Annotated in this window: 16 protein-coding genes; 6 read left to right on the top strand and 10 right to left on the bottom strand. The window is 70.7% G+C overall.

Translation table 11 applies throughout. From position 1 onward, the window contains the following. Positions 1-41: 41 nt before the first annotated feature. The 4 genes from FNV62_RS34580 to FNV62_RS34565 form a co-directional block, all read right to left on the bottom strand. Positions 42-2339, bottom strand: coding sequence for a HelD family protein (locus FNV62_RS34580; RefSeq protein ID WP_375336845.1), 2298 nt, complete (start codon positions 2337-2339; stop codon positions 42-44). A gap of 157 nt (positions 2340-2496) precedes the next feature. Continuing rightward, on the bottom strand, positions 2497-2853 hold the full coding sequence (locus FNV62_RS34575; protein WP_079089666.1) for a thioredoxin family protein: 357 nt from the start codon (positions 2851-2853) through the stop codon (positions 2497-2499). After that, positions 2826-3254, bottom strand: a complete 429-nt coding sequence (locus FNV62_RS34570) for a MerR family transcriptional regulator (protein ID WP_054233164.1) — start codon at positions 3252-3254, stop codon at positions 2826-2828. Before FNV62_RS34570 ends, FNV62_RS34575 begins: the two co-directional genes overlap by 28 nt. Positions 3255-3282: 28 nt before the next feature. After that, on the bottom strand, positions 3283-3798 hold the full coding sequence (locus tag FNV62_RS34565; RefSeq protein WP_181360927.1) for an Lrp/AsnC family transcriptional regulator: 516 nt from the start codon (positions 3796-3798) through the stop codon (positions 3283-3285). A gap of 89 nt (positions 3799-3887) precedes the next feature. On the opposite strand from FNV62_RS34565, the gene FNV62_RS34560 reads away from it, so the two are divergent. Beyond that, positions 3888-4793 carry an NAD-dependent epimerase/dehydratase family protein gene (locus tag FNV62_RS34560; protein ID WP_143628150.1) on the top strand — a complete coding sequence of 302 codons (906 nt, stop codon included), beginning with the start codon at positions 3888-3890 and terminating at the stop codon, positions 4791-4793. A 34-nt stretch (positions 4794-4827) separates the two neighbouring features. Here the strand turns inward: FNV62_RS34560 and FNV62_RS34555 are convergent, their stop codons facing one another. Both FNV62_RS34555 and FNV62_RS34550 read right to left on the bottom strand, forming a co-directional pair. Further along, a complete protein-coding gene (locus FNV62_RS34555) occupies positions 4828-5598 on the bottom strand; it encodes a DUF2127 domain-containing protein (protein ID WP_060897602.1) in 771 nt (256 codons plus the stop codon). A gap of 119 nt (positions 5599-5717) precedes the next feature. Continuing rightward, entirely contained in the window at positions 5718-7415 is a 1698-nt protein-coding gene (locus FNV62_RS34550) for an MFS transporter (protein ID WP_143628148.1), read from the bottom strand. A 160-nt stretch (positions 7416-7575) separates the two neighbouring features. On the opposite strand from FNV62_RS34550, the gene FNV62_RS34545 reads away from it, so the two are divergent. Then, positions 7576-8193: a TetR/AcrR family transcriptional regulator gene (locus tag FNV62_RS34545; RefSeq protein ID WP_097286278.1), complete on the top strand. Its 618-nt coding sequence runs from the start codon at positions 7576-7578 to the stop codon at positions 8191-8193. Between the two features lie 153 nt (positions 8194-8346). Here the strand turns inward: FNV62_RS34545 and FNV62_RS34540 are convergent, their stop codons facing one another. Continuing rightward, positions 8347-9768 carry a cation:dicarboxylate symporter family transporter gene (locus tag FNV62_RS34540; RefSeq protein WP_373559518.1) on the bottom strand — a complete coding sequence of 474 codons (1422 nt, stop codon included), beginning with the start codon at positions 9766-9768 and terminating at the stop codon, positions 8347-8349. Positions 9769-9959: 191 nt separating this feature from the next. Between FNV62_RS34540 and FNV62_RS34535 the strand changes: the two genes are divergently transcribed. Together FNV62_RS34535 and FNV62_RS34530 are read left to right on the top strand one after the other, a co-directional pair. Continuing rightward, positions 9960-11693, top strand: a complete 1734-nt coding sequence (locus FNV62_RS34535) for a sensor histidine kinase (RefSeq protein ID WP_143628146.1) — start codon at positions 9960-9962, stop codon at positions 11691-11693. Next, positions 11690-12370 carry a response regulator gene (locus FNV62_RS34530; RefSeq protein ID WP_054233170.1) on the top strand — a complete coding sequence of 227 codons (681 nt, stop codon included), beginning with the start codon at positions 11690-11692 and terminating at the stop codon, positions 12368-12370. Before FNV62_RS34535 ends, FNV62_RS34530 begins: the two co-directional genes overlap by 4 nt. Before the next feature lie 12 nt (positions 12371-12382). Here FNV62_RS34530 and FNV62_RS34525 read toward each other — a convergent pair whose 3' ends face one another. From FNV62_RS34525 to FNV62_RS34515, 3 genes are read right to left on the bottom strand one after another with little or no spacing between them, the layout of a single operon-like run. Beyond that, a complete protein-coding gene (locus tag FNV62_RS34525) occupies positions 12383-13423 on the bottom strand; it encodes an NAD(P)-dependent alcohol dehydrogenase (RefSeq protein ID WP_143628144.1) in 1041 nt (346 codons plus the stop codon). A 34-nt stretch (positions 13424-13457) separates the two neighbouring features. Further along, the gene (locus tag FNV62_RS34520) at positions 13458-14249 is read right to left on the bottom strand and encodes an SDR family NAD(P)-dependent oxidoreductase (RefSeq protein ID WP_143602951.1); all 792 of its coding nucleotides are present in this window, start codon (positions 14247-14249) and stop codon (positions 13458-13460) included. An 8-nt stretch (positions 14250-14257) separates the two neighbouring features. Beyond that, positions 14258-15013 carry a TetR/AcrR family transcriptional regulator gene (locus FNV62_RS34515; RefSeq protein ID WP_143628142.1) on the bottom strand — a complete coding sequence of 252 codons (756 nt, stop codon included), beginning with the start codon at positions 15011-15013 and terminating at the stop codon, positions 14258-14260. 206 nt (positions 15014-15219) lie between these two features. Here FNV62_RS34515 and FNV62_RS34510 point away from each other — a divergent pair, with 206 nt between their 5' ends. Continuing rightward, entirely contained in the window at positions 15220-16590 is a 1371-nt protein-coding gene (locus FNV62_RS34510) for an extracellular solute-binding protein (protein WP_143628140.1), read from the top strand. Further along, positions 16587-17450 carry a carbohydrate ABC transporter permease gene (locus FNV62_RS34505; RefSeq protein ID WP_143602948.1) on the top strand — a complete coding sequence of 288 codons (864 nt, stop codon included), beginning with the start codon at positions 16587-16589 and terminating at the stop codon, positions 17448-17450. Before FNV62_RS34510 ends, FNV62_RS34505 begins: the two co-directional genes overlap by 4 nt.

Here is a 17450-nt window from a genome sequence, read left to right as displayed (position 1 = left end):
GGCGGGGCGAAGGAGCGTGAACTCCTCGCCCCGCCCGGTGGTCAGACCGTCGCCGCCCGCAGCGCCTGCGGCAGCTCGCCCTCGTACACGATCCCGAGCGCCTGCGTCGCCCGCGTCAGCGCCACGTACAGGTCGCTCGTGCCGTATCGCGCCGGTTCGACCACGAGGACGGAGTCGAATTCCAGCCCCTTGGCCTGACGGGGGTCGAGGAGGACGACCGTCCGGGTCAGGTCGGGCTCCTCCCCCGCCGTCACGTCCTCCAGCCGGGCCGCGAGCGAGGTGTGCAGTTCGCGGGGCGCGATCACCGCGAGCCGTCCCTCGGCGGGGGTCAGTTCGGCGACGGCCTTCGCGACGGTGCCGGGCAGGTCGTCCCCGGCGGCGCGTGCCCACGGCCGTACGCCCGTCGAACGCACCGAACGCGGCGGCTCGAAGTCCGGGTGCCGCGCGCGCAGGACGCCCGCCGCCACGTCCATGATCTCGGACGGGGTGCGGTAGTTGACGGCGAGGCGCTTGTGCTCCCAGCGGTCCTCGACATAGGGGGAGAGGATCTCCGACCAGGAGCCCACTCCGGCCGCCTCCGCGGTCTGCGCGGGGTCGCCGACCAGGGTCATCGAGCGGGTCGGGCTGCGCCGCATCAGCAGGCGCCAGGCCATCGGCGAGAGCTCCTGCGCCTCGTCGACGATGATGTGGCCGAACGCCCAGGTCCGGTCGGCCGCCGCGCGTTCGGCGGCGCTGCGGTGGTCGTCCTCCTCGTGCCGCTCGGCCATCCGCTCGGCGTCGATGATGTTGTGCGCGGACAGGACCTCGGAGTCCTCCTCGTCCTTGTCCTCGAACTCGTAGGTGCGGGAGGCGTAGGACACGTCCAGCACGCCCTGCGCGTAGGCCACCTGGGCGCGGCGTTCCTGGTCGGCGAGCGCGCGGGCCACGCGGTCGTCCTCGCCGAGCAGTTCGGCGGCCTCGTCGAGGAGGGGGACGTCGGCGGTGGTCCAGGCCCGGGTGACCGGGCGGCGGATCGCGGCCGCGTCCTCGTCGGAGACGTATCCCTCGGGGTCCGCGAGGAAGTCGGCGACCAGGCGCTGCGGGGTCAGCCGCGGCCACAGCTGGTCGATGGCCGACCAGACCTCGGGGTTCTCGGCGAGGTCGTCGCGGATCTGGGTGATGTCGCTCGGGTCGAGCAGGTTCGAACCGTCGAAGGGGTCGGTGCCGATGCGCTCGGCCAGCATGTCGGTGAGCGTGTTGAGGATGTGGCCCTCGAAGTACTCGCGGGCCACGTTGTGCGGCAGCTGCGCCTCACGGGTGCGCTCGCGGGCGACCTGGACGAGCCCGGCGTCGAGCATCAGGATGTCCCGGTCGTGCTCGATCGCGATGACCGGGTCGGGCAGCGTCTGGCGGCCCTGGACCACGGCGGCGAGCACCTCGGCCATGTCGGCGCGGCCCTTCACCGCGGCGGCCCGCGGGGCGTCGGTGGCGGTCGCCCGGACGCCGGGGAACAGTTCGCCGACGGTCGCGAGCAGCACGCCCGTCTCGCCGAGCGAGGGCAGTACCTCGCCGATGTATCCGAGGAAGGCGGGGTTCGGTCCGACGATCAGGACGGCGCGCTTCGCCAGCAGTTCCCGGTACTCGTACAACAGGTACGCGGCCCGGTGCAGCGCCACGGCCGTCTTTCCGGTGCCGGGGCCGCCCTCGACGACCATCACGCCCTTGTGCGGGGCGCGGATGATCCGGTCCTGTTCGGCCTGGATGGTCTGCACGATGTCGCTCATGCGGCCGGTGCGCGCCGAGTTCAGCGCGGCCAGCAGTACGGCGTCGCCGGTCGGGTCCTCGTGGCCGGTGCGCTCGTGGTCGCCGAGGTCGAGGATCTCGTCGTGCAGGTCGGTCACCCGGCGGCCGTCGGTGGTGATGTGCCGGCGGCGGCGCAGGTCCATCGGCGTGTGGCCGGTGGCGAGGTAGAAGGGGCGGGCGACCGGGGCCCGCCAGTCGATGAGGATGGGGGTGTGCTCGGTGTCGTCGGCGCGGACGCCGATACGGCCGATGTGATGGCTGACGCCGGAGGTGAGGTCGATCCGGCCGAAGCAGAGCGAGCCGTCCACGGCGTTCAGCGCGGCGAGCAGGCCCGAGCGCTCGGCGACGAGCACGTCCCGTTCGAGCCTGGCCTGCATGGGTGTGTTGCCCTGCGCGAGGGCGTCGCCGACGGAGGCCTCGGTGTCGCCCCGCAGCACGTCCACGCGTGCGTACAACCCGTCGATGAATTCCTGCTCGTGCAGCAATTCATCGTCGGGAAATCCTGTGGTGCCCTCTGCGTTTGCGCCCCTGTTTGACAATTCCGCTCCCGGCCGGATATACTGTGCCCAGTGAACTTCTCCGCGACTCAATTCTTCTGAAGTCGCGAATCATTCAATATACGCAGGGAAATCCCCCGAGCGCAATTGCTCGGGGGATTTCTTGTAGTTCTGCTGTATATCGTGTATCTCGGCGAGGTCGGCGCACGCCGGACCGTCAGAGCACCTCGGACAGCTCCTCCAGCAGCCGGCGCTTCGGCCGGGCGCCCACCATCGACTTCACCGGCTCGCCACCGCGGAACACCATGAACGTGGGCATCGACAGCACCCGGTAGGCGTTCGTCGTCAGCGGGTTGGTGTCCACGTCCAGCTGGACCACCTTGAGCCGCTCGCCCTCCTCGGCCGCCAGGGCACCGAGCACCGGCCCCATCTGCCGGCACGGCGGGCACCAGTCGGCCGTGAACTCCACCAGCACCGGGAGCTCGGCGCCGATCACCTCCGTCTCGAAGTCCGCGTCCGTCACCGAAGCCACGCCAGCCACCTTGATCACCGTGTCCGCCCTTCCAGTTCGCATACGGGTTCCGGGCCGCCCGGAACCTCCGCCTCGGCCGCCAGCTCGTCACGCGCCCGCTCGGCCCGCGCCAGCTGCGCGCCGACCTCGGCCCGTACGGCCTGCAACTCGTCGATCAGCGAGTCGAGCTCGCCCAGCTTGCGCCGGTAGACCGCGAGCGAGGCCGGACAGGAGTCCCCCTCCGGGTGCCCCGCCCGCAGACACTCCACGAAGGGCCGGGTCTCCTCCAGGTCGAACCCGAAGTCCTGCAGCGTCCTGATCTGCCGCAGCAGCCGCAGGTCGTGCTCGTCGTACGTCCGGTACCCGTTCTCGCCCCGTCGCGCGGGCAGCAGCCCCCGCGACTCGTAGTACCGAAGAGTCCGCGTGGTGGTCCCGGCCCGCGCCGCCAGCTCGCCGATTCGCATGCCCCGACGGTATTCCTTGACGCCGACGTCAACGCAAGGGCAGCAGTGGCTTTCGCGGCACCGGTGAGGACAGGACGATCGAGGTCGTCGTGCGCCCCAGTGCGGAGGTCTGTTCCAGGACGTCCTCCAGGTGGAGTGTGTCCGCGACGGCGACCTTGAGGATCCAGCAGTCCTCGCCGACGACATGGTGGACCTCGATGATCTCCGGGCGGGAGATCAGCTCCAGGGTCCTGGGGTGGCGCAGGGTGTATCCGCCGTGCGGGTCGACGCGGACGAAGGCCTGGATGCCGTAACCGAGGAGGGGTGGTGAGACATGGGCGCCGTAGCCGGTGACGGCTCCCGTGGACTCCAGCCGGCGCACGCGTTCGGCGACGGCCGCCGGGCTCAGCCGGACGCGCCGGCCGAGCTCGCTGAGCTTGATCCGGCCGTCGCTCTGCAGCAGTTCCAGGATCTGCCGGTCCACCGCGTCGAAGGCCACCGACGTTTCGTCGGCGGCGGCGCGCGGTTGCCGTGGTTCCTTCGGTGCAGCGGCCGGATCTCCCATGTCTCCCCCTTCAGACGTGACGCGTACGCCGGGAGAATTATGACCACAGAAGCCCGGTGGGTGCGGGAAGTGCGAGGGGGAGGAACGCCGTGCGCGAGATTGGTGTCATTGGCGGAAACCGCTATTTCGGAAAGCGACTGATTGCCCGGCTGCTGGCCGCCGGAGACCACGTCACCGTCATCAATCGCGGTTCCTCCGCACCGCCCGCCGGGGCGGTCCATCTCGTCGCGGACCGCAATGACGGGAATTCCCTGGAGAAGGCGCTGGGTTCACGCGCCTTCGATGTCGTGGTCGACCAGGTCTGCTACACACCGCGGCAGGCGGAGATCGCCCGACGGGTCTTCGCGGGACGCACCCGGCGGTACGTCATGACCTCCACCGTCGAGGTGTACGAGTACGAGGACTCGGCGGATCTCGTGCGGGAGGACGCCGTGGACCCGCGTACCGTGCCCGTCGACCTCGGGCTCCCCTGGGACGAGCCGGAGTTCCTCGAGGGCCACTACGGGGAGGGCAAGCGCCAGGCCGAGGCGGTGTTCGCGGCCGACCCCGCGTTTCCGTACACGGCCGTCCGGGTGGCCCACGTCCTGGGCGGGGACGACGACTTCACCGGCCGCCTCCAGCACTACGCGGAGCGCATCCGCGCGGGCGAGGCGATCGCCGTACCGCCCGTGAACCGCCCGGCGACGTACATCCACGTCGAGGAGATCGCCGACTTCCTGCTCTGGGCGGCGGGCGAGGACTTCACGGGCCCGGTCAACGCGGCCTCCCACGGGCCGCTGACCACGCAGGAGCTGTGCGAGGCGATCGCCGCGCACCTCCCGGACGGCAAGACCCTCCTGCGGCCCGTCGAGGTCGGCGCGGTCTCCCCCTTCTCCTTCAGCCGTTCCTACGGCATGGACAACTCCCGGGCCACCCTGCTCGGGTTCACCTTCGGCGACGCACGGACGTGGCTGCCGCGCGCCGTGGCCGAGACCCTGGGCCCCGACCACCCGTAGACGATCCTCGCCGGCGCCGTGTGGTGCGGGGGCATCAGGCGTGCGCGGCCACGCCCGCCGATTCCTCGACCTCCAGCAGCGACGCGCTGTGCCGCTCCTCCTCGAACGCCTTGCGTCCGCCGCGCAGCCCGAAGAGGCGTTTGGCGAGGGCGATGTAGAGGACGGCGAGGATGTTGAGGACCAGGGTGGCGATCTTCAAGTAGCTGACGTGCTCGGTGAGTTCGTAGATCTCCAGGGGCAGGAAGGCGGCGGTGGCGACCACCGTCAGATACTCCGCCCAGCGCTTGGCGTACCAGAGGCCGCCCGCCTCGACGAGTTCGATCAGCGCATACGCCAGCAGCAGCGCGGCCACCAGGGCCAGCGTGGAGTGCTTGTAGCCGAAGGACTTCTGGATGGTGCCGACGACCGGCGAGTGGTCGAGGTCGTAGTGGAAGTGCTTGAAGACCGGCCGGAAGACGTCGAGGTTCTCGTCGAAGAGCCGGCGCACCGAGTCCTGGCTGTTGCTGAACTTCCACACCGCGGCCGCGACCAGCACGATGAACACCCCGCGCACGGCCCGTTCGACCGCCAGGAAGCGCAGGATGAACAGATCACGCAGCACCTTGCCGCGCGGCACCAGGGGTGCGTCCTCCGCGGGGCCCGAGCCATGCGGTTCGCCCAGCACGAAGTCGCCGCAGCGCAGACAGCGCCAGGCCTCGCCGAGGCTCGTCTCGGCGCGCAGCCGCCGGCGCAGTTCCGGCTCGTCGGGCGCGTACGTCACATGACTTTTGCGCGCGCACGTCCGCCGGTCCCAGTCGATCTTCATACTCCGTGTCCTCCGCAGAACATGCCGTGCCGTGCCGGTCAGTCCGGCACGGCACGGTAGTGCATGTTCTACGAGACGGCGGCCCGAGGGTCACGGTTCCGAGGCGGCCGGGGGTGCGCTCAGCGCGTCGCCGCGCCGGTGAGTTCCGGCTGTTCCTCCGCCGCCCGCTCCGGGGCCTCCCCCGGGTGCCCGTTGCCCTTCCTGGGCAGCAGGAAGGCGACCAGCACGGTTCCCACGCCCAGGATCACCGCGCCGATCAGGCTGGTGTGCGCCACCGCGTCCGAGAAGGACGAACCGACGGCGTCCGCCATCCGCTGCGCCCCGTGGGCGAGTTGGTCGGCCTGCGCCTTCAGCTGCGCGGCCTTCTCGGTGTTCCCGGCCTGCCCCGCCCGCGCGGCCTGCTCGCCGAGCTGCCGGGCCTTGTCACCGATGCCCTGGGCGACCGCGTAGCCCGCGCCGACCGAGTCCTGCGCCGTGGACAGGGCGCCCGCCGGGAGCTTGCTGCCCGCGGTCGCGTCCGAGAGGTGCGCGGAGTACGAACTCGCCAGCACGGAACCGAGGATCGCGATGCCGAGCGAGCCGCCGAGCTCCAGCGAGGTGTCGTTGACGGCTCCGCCGACGCCGAGTTCGGCCTCGGGGAACGCGCCCATGATGGCGTCCGTGCAGGGCGAGAGCGCGAGCCCGATCGCGAGGCCCAGGATGGCGAGGGGCAGCACGAGATCGCCGTACGAGGATGCCGCGTCGACCCGGGTGAGCAGCGCGAGCGCCGCCGTGCCGCCGACCATGCCCGCGGTCACCGTGATCTTCATGCCGATGCGCGGGGTGAGGTATCCGGTGAGCGCCGAGCCGACGAACACGGCCCCGGCGAGCGGCAGCATCCGCACCCCGGTGTCCAGCGCGTCGTAGCCGAGGACGAACTGGAGGTGCTGGGTGAGGTAGTAGAAGGCGCCGAAGACGGCCAGGAAGAAGAGGGCGACGGCGAGGTTCGAGCCCGCGAACCGGCGGTGGGCGAAGCGGCGTACGTCGACGACCGGGCGCGGGTGGCGCAGCTCCCACACCACGAAGGCCACCAGGCCGGCACCCGCGACGACCGCGGCGGTCACGGCTTTGACGCCCCATCCGAAGTGCGGCCCCTCGATGATCATGTAGACCAGCGAACCGATCCAGATCACGGACAGCAGGCCGCCGACGTGGTCGATGCGGTGGTGGTGCGCGGCCCTGGACGGCGGTACGAGGACGAGGGCGCCGACGATCGCGAGCGCGGCGATGGGGACGTTGATCAGGAACGTGGACGACCAGCCGTGGTGCTCGAGCAGCGCACCGGCGACCAGTGGCCCGGCCGCGATGGCGAGTCCGGCGGTGGCGGTCCACAGGGTGATCGCCTTCGCCCGCTCCTCGCGCGGGAAGGTCGCGGCGAGCAGGGAGAGCGTCGCGGGCATGATCAGGGCGGCGCCGACGCCCATCACGGCACGGGCCGCGATGACCCCGGTGGAGCTGCCGACGAGCGAGCCCGCGATCGCGCCCCCGCCGAACACGACGAGCCCGAGGATGAGCGCCCCGCGCCGGCTGTACTTGTCGCCGATCGCGCCGAGCAGCAGCATCAGCGCGGCGTACGGGACGGTGTAGCCGTCGATGACCCACTGCAGGTCCGCGCTGGACAGGCCCAGATCCTGGGTCATGTCCGGGGCCGCGACGGTGAGGGCGGTGTTCGCCATCACGATGATCAGCAGGCTCAGGCAGAGCACCAGCAGCGCCCACCAGCGCCGGGCGTAGGGCCGGTCCATCCCCTCGACCGGTTCGTTCATGACGAGACGCATGACTACGGTCGCCCCTTCCCTTCGCTCCATTTGCACACTGGCGTGCAGTTGCACAACCATGTGCAATGTATCGAGATGCACAACCATGTGCAAATCAAGGAGGTGGAGCCCTTGTGGAGGGCGCGAGTGATCACCTCGCGCGGATCCGGGGGCGTGCAGAATGGCAGCCATGACCACGGGTAGTGCCAGCCGCGCGGATGCGAACCGCCGCCGCATCCTCGACGTCGCGCTCGCCGAGCTGCTGCGCGACCCCGACGCGTCCATGGACCAGATCGCACGGGCCGCGGGCGTCGTACGGCGCACGGTGTACGGGCACTTCCCCAGCCGCGAGGTGCTGATCAGCACGTTGACCGACGGCGCGGTGGAGGCGGTGGCCGCGGCGCACGCGGCGGGCCGGGAGAGCGGCCGGGACCCGGCGGAATCACTGGTCCGTTCGACGCTCGCCGTCTGGGAGATCGCCGACCGCTACCGGCTGCTGGTGGCCCTCGCCCAGCGCAGCGTCACGGTCCAGGGCATCCGCGAGCGGCTCACCCCGGTGCGCGAGGCCTGCGCGGAGCTGCTGCGGCGCGGCCTCGACGAGGGCGTGTTCGAGTCTCCGCTGCCGGCGCCCGCACTGGCGTACGTGCACGAGCAGATGCTGTTCGCCCTCATGGAGGCGGTGAACGACGGCCTGCTGGCACCGCAAGAGGCGGGCCGCTCCGCCGCGATCACCATGCTGACCGCGGCGGGCGTACCCGCCTCCAGAGCCACCGAACTGGTGACCAAGCTGAGCGATTGAGCTGTTGCGGTTCCTCTTCGAACCTCTGCGGCAAAACACCGGGCGGCCAGGTCTACGGGGGGAGAACCTGGCCGCCCGGCGGCTTGGGGCGCCCCGAAGGGGCGCGAGGAACTGCGCGACCAGCCACAACGGACCCGCAGCTCCAAACGACGCTTACGCCTTCGCCAACTCCTTCTCGCCGCCCTGCTCCGGCACCTCCGGGGCGACGTCGACCGCGTCGTCCTCGTCGCTGTCCAGCAGAGTCTTCTCGTCGAACGGCAGCTCCCCGGCGAGAACCCGGTTCACCCGCTCCTTGTCGACCTCACCGGTCCACGTACCGATGAGCAGCGTGGCGACCGCGTTGCCCGCGAAGTTGGTGACCGCGCGCGCCTCGCTCATGAACCGGTCGATACCGATGATCAGACCGACACCGTCCACCAGCGCGGGCTTGTGCGACTGCAGACCACTGGCCAGGACGGCGATACCGGAGCCGGAGACACCCGCCGCGCCCTTCGAGGCGACCATCATGAAGAGCAGCAGACCGATCTGCTGACCGATGCTCATCGGCTGGTCCATCGCGTCGGCGATGAACAGCGAGGCCATGGTCAGGTAGATCATCGTGCCGTCGAGGTTGAAGGAGTAGCCGGTCGGCACGGTGATGCCGACGACCGGGCGGCTGACACCCAGGTGCTCCATCTTGGCGATGAGCCGCGGCAGCGCGGACTCGGACGACGAGGTGGAGACGATCAGCAGGAACTCCCGGCCGAGGTACTTCAGCAGCTGGAAGAGGCTGACCTTGGCGACGAGCTTCGTCAGCGTGCCGAGCACGATGACGATGAAGAGCGCACAGGTGATGTAGAAGCCGAGCATGATCGTGCCCAGCGCCTTCAGCGCGTCCATACCGGTCTCGCCGATGACGGCCGCCATGGCACCGAAGGCACCGACGGGCGCGGCCCACATGATCATGCCCAGGATGCGGAAGACCAGCTTCTGGATGTGCTCGACACCCTTCAGCACCGGCTGCCCCGCACGGCCCATGGCCTGCAGCGCGAAGCCCACGAGGAGGGCGATCAGCAGGGTCTGGAGCACCTGGCCCTCGGTGAAGGCCGAGACGAAGGTGGTCGGGATGATCCCGAGGATGAAGTCGACGGGGCCCTCGGCGGCGGCCTCGGCCTGCGTGTGCCCGACGCCCTTCACGGCCTCGGTCAGGTGCATCCCGCTGCCCGGGTGGATGATGTTGCCGACGACCAGGCCGATGGCCAGCGCCACGAAGGACATACAGATGAAGTAGCCGAGCGCGAGACCGCCGACCTTGCCGACCTTGGCGGCCTTGCGTACCGAGCCGACGCCGAGCACGATCGTGCAGAAGATGATCGGGGAGATCATCATCTTGATCAGGCTCACGAAGCCCGTGCCGATCGGCTTGAGCTCCTTGGCGAAGTCCGGCGCGGCGAACCCGACGGCGATGCCGAGCACGACCGCGATGATCACCGCGATGTACAGATAGTGGGTGCGGTCCCGCTTGGCGGCGGGTGCGGCAGGTGCCGTTGGGGTGCTGGCCACGGCTGCCCTCCTTGACGACGTCATCGGCATCATCCGGCGTGCGGCTCACGTCCGGCGGAACCCGGGGTGCGGCCTGCTCCGGGGGATCCCGGGGTGCGGCTCACTCGCGGGGATCCCGGGTGCGGCTCACTCCGGGGGATGCGGTGACTATCTCCCGCCCTGTGAGGGCGGTCACCCTTCCGTTCATTTAGTTCACACTTATAAGCAGAGGCAGACTGAACGACATGCGCTTCCTCCCCGTCCGGCGACCCCGCAGCCTGGCCGGCCAGCTCTTCGCCATGCAGGCCGTGCTCATCGCGGTGCTCGTCGCCGGGTACGCGCTGTTCAGCTATGTCAGCGACCGCAGCCAGGCCGAGGACGCGGCGGGCCGCCAGGCCATGGCCGTGGCCCGTTCGATCGCCGACGCACCCTCCGTCCGGGACGCCATCCGCACCACGAACCCCACCAAGGACCTCCAGCCGTACGCGCTCCAGGTGCAGCGGGACACCGGAGTGGACTTCGTGACGATCATGAACCCGCAGGGCATCCGCTGGACCCACCCCGACGAGACGCTGATCGGCAAGCACTTCCTCGGGCACATCGGGCCCGCCCTGCACGGCAAGTCCTTCACGGAGACGTACACGGGCAGCCTCGGGGCGTCCGTCCGTGCCGTCACCCCGGTCCTGGACAACGGCCACATCGTCGGCCTGGTCAGCGCGGGCATCAGGGTCGAGGCGATCACCCAGCGCGTGCAGGACCAGGTGACCGCCCTCATCGGCGTCGCGGGCAGCGCACTCGTGCTCGGCGGCATCGGCACCTACGTCATCAACGCCCGGCTGCGCCGCTCCACGCACGGCATGAACGCGGCCGAGCTGAGCCGGATGCACGACTACCACCAGGCCGCGCTGCACGCCGTGCGCGAGGGGCTGCTGATGCTGGACGGGCAGTACAGGGTGGCGCTGATGAACGACGGCGGGCGGGAGCTGCTGGGGGTGACGGACGAGGTCGTCGGACACTCCGTGGCGGAACTCGGGCTGCCCGCACCGCTCACGGGCGCCCTGCTGTCGGCGGAGCCGCGGGTGGACGAGGTGCATCTGACGGCGTCGCGCGTGCTGGTGGTCAACACCTCCCCGGTGTCCGGCGGGGAGCGGCGCGGCACGGTGGTCACCCTGCGCGATGTGACCGAACTCCAGTCCGTGATGGGTGAGTTGGACTCCGAGCGCGGCTTCACCCAGGCGCTGCGCTCGCAGGCGCACGAGGCCGCGAACCGGCTGCACACGGTGGTCTCGCTGATCGAGCTCGGTCGCGCCGAGGAGGCCGTCGAGTTCGCCACCGCCGAGCTCGAACTCGCCCAGACGCTCACCGACGAGGTGATCTCGGCGGTCAGCGAGCCGGTCCTCGCCGCCCTGCTGCTGGGCAAGGCGGCCCAGGCGAACGAGCGGGGCGTGGAGCTGGTGGTGTCGGAGGAGAGCGGTATCGACGACGGGCTGCTCCAGACCGGCCTGCCGGCCCGTGACCTGGTCACCGTGCTGGGCAATCTGATCGACAACGCGATGGACGCGGCGCAGGGGACGGTGGGGGCGCGGGTGACCGTCACGGCCTTCACGGACGACTCCGGCCTGGTCCTGCGGGTCGCGGACACGGGCGCGGGAGTCGCCCCCGCCCACGCGGAGGCGGTCTTCCAGCGCGGCTGGTCCACCAAACCGGCGGGGCCCGGCGGCCGGGGCCTCGGGCTGGCCCTCGTACGCCAGGCGGTGAGCCGGCACGACGGCACGCTGACGGTGGCGGAGGCGCGCGGGGGCGGGGCGGAGTTCGAGGCGCGGCTGCCGTTGCCTACGGTGGCCCCGGGCGCCCCTGCCGCACCCGTGCCGGAGGCCGCCGAGGAACCGGCCCCGGCCACCACCGAAAGGGCCGCCGCCGAAGGGGCGGCCGCCGAGCCCGAGTCCGCCCAGCACACCCTGCCTGGAGGCGACGTATGACCGCCGACCCCATCCGCGTACTCGTCGTCGAGGACGACCCGGTCGCCGCCGACGCGCACGTCATGTATGTGGGCCGGGTGCCCGGCTTCACCGCCGTCGGCAAGGCGCACACGGGCGCGGAGGCGCGGCGCGCGCTGGACCGTACGCCGGTGGACCTGCTGCTGCTCGACCTGCACCTGCCGGACGTGCACGGACTGCAGCTGGCCCGCTCCCTGCGTGCCGCCGGCTATCACGCGGACGTGATCGCGGTGACGTCCGCGCGGGACCTCGCGGTCGTACGGGAAGGGGTCTCGCTCGGGGTCGTCCAGTACGTCCTGAAGCCCTTCACCTTCGCCACCCTGCGCGACCGCCTCGTGCGGTACGCCGAGTTCCACGCGGCGGTGGGCGAGGCGAGCGGCCAGGACGAGGTGGACCGCGCCCTGGCCACCCTGCGCGCCCCTGGCCCGGCCGCCCTCCCCAAGGGCCTCAGCGCGCCGACGCTGGAGCGGGTCACCCGGACGCTGCGGGACAGCGCCGAGGGCCTGACGGCGGCCGGGGTCGCGGAGTCGGTCGGCATCTCCCGGATCACGGCCCGGCGTTATCTGGAGCACCTGGTGGAGGCGGGACGGGCGGCGCGGGCTCCGCAGTACGGGCAGGTGGGGCGGCCGGAGCTGCAGTACCGGTGGGTCAAGGGCTGATCGCGCGGGGCGTCAGCCGTTCGGCAGGATCACGGCACGGCCGTTCACCTTCCCGGCGTGCAGCCGCTCGTACGCGAGGGGTGCCTCGTCGAGCGAGTACGTCTCGGTGTGCACGGAGACGGCTCCGGTGCGGGCGAGGTCGAGGACCTCGATCAGCTCGCCGCGGGAGCCCCAGTAGGGGGCGTGGACCGACACCTCGAAGGGCAGCGCGCCGAAGCCGACGGGCAGGGCGCCCCCGCCGATGCCGACGATGCTGATCTCGCCCTCCACCGCGGCGAGCGCCCCGGCGGTCCGCACGGTCGGCTCCGCGCCGACGAAGTCGAACACGGCCTGGGCGCCGATGCCGCCGGTGAGTTCCCGTACCTTCGCGGCGGCCCCGGCGTCGGACAGGACGCTCTCGTGCGCCCCGACGCTCCGGGCGAGCGCGAGCTTGTCCTCGTTGACGTCGAGGGCGATCACCCGGGCCGCGGTCATGGCCCGCAGCAACTGGATGGCGACGTGGCCGAGTCCGCCCGTGCCGATGACGACGGCGGTGGACCCGGGCAGCAGCTTGGGCAGCGCCCGCTTGATCGCGTGGTACGGCGTCAGCCTGGCGTCCGTCAGGGGCACCGCGGCGACCGGGTCGAGACCGTCGAGCGGTACGAGGTGACGGGCGTCGTCGACGATCAGGTACTCGGCCATCGCACCGGGCGCGCCGAGCCCCGGCGGGCGGATGCCGAGCTCGTCGGCGCGCAGACAGTAGTTCTCCTTGCCCTCGGCGCACTTGGCGCAGAGGCCGCAGCCCCACGGCCCGTAGACGGCGACCGGGTCGCCCTCCTTCAGTCCGCTCACTCCGTCGCCGAGCGCGGCGACCGTGCCCGCGCCCTCGTGCCCGAGGGTCAGCGGCAGTGCGTACGGGAAACTCTCGGCCGGCCAGCTCATCACGGCGATGTCCGAGTGGCAGACGCCCGCCGCGGAGACCTTCAACAGGACCTGTCCGGGGCCGGGTTCGGGATCGGGGACGGTGACGACCTGGGGGGCGGCGCCGATGGTGCGGTACTGGAGTGCCTTCATTCTTCCAACTCCTTCGAGGGGGGCCGCTGGTGACTCAGACGGCCGTGTAGGCGCCGTCGACCAGGTGGTAGCTGCCGTGGACGAAGGAGGCGCGCTCGGAGAGCAGGAAGGTGACCAGCTCGGCGACCTCCTCGGGGCGGCCGAGGCGGCCTGCCGGGTGCAGCGCGACCAGGCCGTCGTACTGGGCCTTCTCCATCTCCTTCAGCAGCGGGGTGTCGATGAAGCCGGGGCCGACCGCGTTGACGCGGATGCCCTTCGGGGCGTACTCGGCGGCCGCGGCCTTCGTCAGTCCCACCACGCCGTGCTTGGCGGCGACGTACGCGGACGAGCCGGCCGAGGCGACCGAGCCGAGGATCGAGGAGACGTTGACGATCGCGCCGCCCGTGCCCGCCGCCTCGATGGCCGGAAGCTCGTAGCGCAGGGAGTGGAAGACCCCGTCGAGGTTCGTGCGCACCACCCGGTTGTAGGCGTCGATGTCGTACGCGCCGGTGGGCACGACGGGTCCGCCGACGCCCGCGTTGTTCACGGCGAGGTGCAGGCCGCCGAAGGTGTCGACGGCGAAGGCGACGGCCGCCTCGACGGACTCGGGCCGGGTGACGTCGACCGCGACGGCGGCGGCGTGGATGCCCTCGGCCCGGAGTTCGGCGGCGGCCTTCTCGGCGCCCTCGGCGTTGTGGTCGGCGATGACGACGCCCGCACCGCCGGCGCCGAGGCGGCGGGCGGTGGCGAGGCCGATGCCGGAGGCGGCGCCGGTGACGAGGGCGGCCTTGCCGGAGAACTCGGTGGAGTAGTCGGGGACGAGGGCGCTGGGGGTGGTGAGGGCCATGTCGCTGATCACTTTCCTGATACGGGGGTGGTGCGGTGGGAGGCCGCGAGGGCGGCCTCTCCCATCAGGGCGTCGTAGGCCTGCTCCACGAGAGCGGCGAGGTCGACGGCGTCCGGGTCGTGGTGGTCTTCGGGGCGGTCCCCGGGGTGCGCGTCGGGGTCCGCGTCGGAGTGGTCCGCCTGTATGCCGCGCGCCCAGGCGCGCAGCGCGGCGGTGAGGACGCCCGCGGCGGCGTCGACGACGACGGCCGGGCGCAGATCGCGGACGTCGTCGACGGCGAGCCGGTCGGCGATGATGCGGATCGACTCCTCCTGGGCGTCGACCCGGATGCGCTCGTACGCGGCGAACAGCGCGGGTTCGGTGTCGACGAGGGCGAGCAGCGCGCGCATGCGCGGCCGTATGTGCGAGGCCGGGTTCTCCCGGTCGGCGAGCCAGTCGGCGACGGCCCTGCGGTAGGCGAGGAGCGGGGGTTCGTCGGCGGGCCGGGCCCGCAGGAGGGCGTTGATGCGGTCCCCGTCGCCCCGGACGAAGTCGAGGGCGGCGTCCTCCTTGCCCACGAAGTGGCGGCTGAAGGTGCGGCGGGTGACGTCGGCGCGGTCGGCGACGGCCCCGACGGTGACGTCGGCGAGGCCGCGCTCCAGGATCAGGTCGAGCGCGGCGGCGGCCAGGGCGTTGCGGGTCTGCCGGGCCTTGCGCTGCCGACGGTCCTCGACTCCGTCCTGAGCCGGGACGGGGTCGGGAAAGGTGTCCTCGTTGACCTTCATGTCCCCGACCGTACCGCACAGATGTCTCAGTGGGACATGAGACCCGGTGAGACTCATGTCCCACTGGGACATCACACGCCTGCCGCCCTCCGTGGGCCGCCGCAAGGTCACGAGCCGCTGCAAGGTCATTGACGTGGACTAGTCCACGCTCTTACGTTCACCGGGCAGACAACTCGGCCACCAATGACGTCGGCCAGTAGGAGGTCGTGCCCGTGCGCCCCACCGCCGCCCCGCTACTCCTCGCCACTCTGCTCACCGCGACCGCGCTCAGCGCCTGCGGATCGGGCTCCGGAAGCGATCCGGACACCGTGAAGGTCTCCTTCAAGCAGTCCACGGACAACTCGATCCGCGTCATGGACACCTACTTGGGGGAGATGAAGAAGGAGTTCGAGAAGGCCAACCCCGGCAAGAAGGTCGAACTCGTCCCGATCAAGGCCCCGGACTCCGAGTACTACACCAAGCTCCAGCAGATGCTGAGATCCCCCAAGACGGCCCCCGACCTGGTCTACGAGGACACCTTCCTCATCAACTCGGACATCACGAGCGGGTACTTGAAACCCCTGGACCCCTACCTCGACAAGTGGCCCGACTGGAACCAGTTCGTCGACACGGCGCAGTCGGCCGCGAAGGCGCAGGACGGCAAGACGTACGGCGTCCCGGACGGCACGGACACCCGGGGCCTCTGGTTCGACAAGGGCATCTTCAAGAAGGCGGGCCTGCCCGCGGACTGGCAGCCGAAGACGTGGGACGAGGTGCTGGCCGCCGCACGCACCATCAAGGCGAAGGTCCCCGGCGTCACCCCGCTCAACGTCTACACGGGCAAGCCGGCGGGCGAGGCGGCCACCATGCAGGGCTTCGAGATGCTGCTGTACGGGACGGGTGACGGCACGTCGGACCCTCTGTACGACACGGCGTCGAAGAAGTGGATCGCGGGCAGTCGGGCCTTCAAGGACGCGCTCACCTTCGTGCACACGGTCTACAAGGAGAAGCTGGGCCCCGATGTCTCGGACGCCCTGGACCCGAACTTCCCCACGAACGTCCGCGGCGAACTGATGCCCAAGGGCAAGCTCGGCATCAACCTGGACGGCAGCTGGCTGCCGCAGGACTGGCTGAAGGGCGCGGGGCACGAGTGGCCCGAGTGGTCGCAGAAACTCGGCCTCGCCTACATGCCGACGCAGACCGGCCAGGCTCCCGGCAAGGTGAGCATGTCCGGCGGCTGGACCTGGTCGATCCCCGCCAAGGCGTCCAACCCGGATCTCGCCTTCAAGTTCATCGAGACGATGCAGACCAAGGCGAACGCGCAGAAGTGGTACATCGCCAACTCCGGCATCGCGGTGCGCAAGGACGTGGCCTCCGACCCCGGGTACGTGAAGGCGCAGCCCGGCATCAAGTTCTTCACGGACCTGGTCGCGAGCACGCACTACCGCCCCGCGTACCCGGCCTATCCCAAGGTCTCGACGGCCATCCAGGAGGCCATGGAGGGCGTGACGACGGGTGACAGCTCGGTCGACAAGGCGGCGAGCGGGTACGACGAGGAACTCAAGACGGCCACCGACAACCAGGTGATCAGGAAGTGAGGCTGCGCCGCACCCTGACCCGCGCCCTCCCCCTCACCCCCGCCGTCGCCCTCCTGCTCCTCTTCCTGGCGGGCCCGATCGCGTACTGCGCGTACATCGCCTTCACCGACCTCCAGCTCACCGGCCAGGCGCACTCGTCCTTCGTCGGCTTCGAGAACTTCCGGGCGGCGTTCAAGGACGACGCGTTCCTGAACGCGGTCTGGCTGACGCTGGTGTTCACGGTCCTGTCGTCACTGGTCGGCCAGAACACGCTGGGCCTGGCGCTGGCTTCGCTGATGCAGCGGGCGTCGAAGCCGGTGCGGACGGTCGTGGGCGGGATCGTGGTCACGGCGTGGGTGCTGCCGGAGGTGGTGGCGGGGTTCCTGCTGTACGCGTTCTTCCGACGGGAAGGCACGCTGAACGCGATCCTGGACTGGCTCCACCTGCCCACCCAGAACTGGCTGTTCACGCTGCCGATCCTGGCGGTGTCGTTCGCGAACGTCTGGCGGGGGACGGCCTTCTCCATGCTGGTGTACTCGGCGGCCCTGAACGAGATACCGAAGGAGATCACCGAGGCGGCGGAGGTGGACGGGGCGGGTGGCTGGCGCCGCATGTGGCACATCACGCTGCCGATGATCCGCCGCTCGATCGGCACGAACCTGATGCTCAACACCCTTCAGACGCTGTCGGTGTTCGGGCTGATCTGGGTGATGACGAGGGGCGGCCCGGGGAACAGGAGCCAGACGCTGCCGCTCTTCATGTACGAGCAGGCCTTCCAGAAGAGCATGATCGGATACGGCACCGCGGTGGCACTGCTCCTGCTGGTGGTCGGCTCACTGTTCTCGCTGGTGTACATGCGGCTGCTGCGGACGGAGGTCTGA

The organism is Streptomyces sp. RLB3-17 (assembly GCF_007113425.2).
GTDB classification, from domain to species: domain Bacteria; phylum Actinomycetota; class Actinomycetes; order Streptomycetales; family Streptomycetaceae; genus Streptomyces; species Streptomyces mirabilis_D.
The sequence above is the reverse complement of the archived record's forward strand: the minus strand, read 5'-3'. Positions and strand labels throughout refer to the sequence as shown.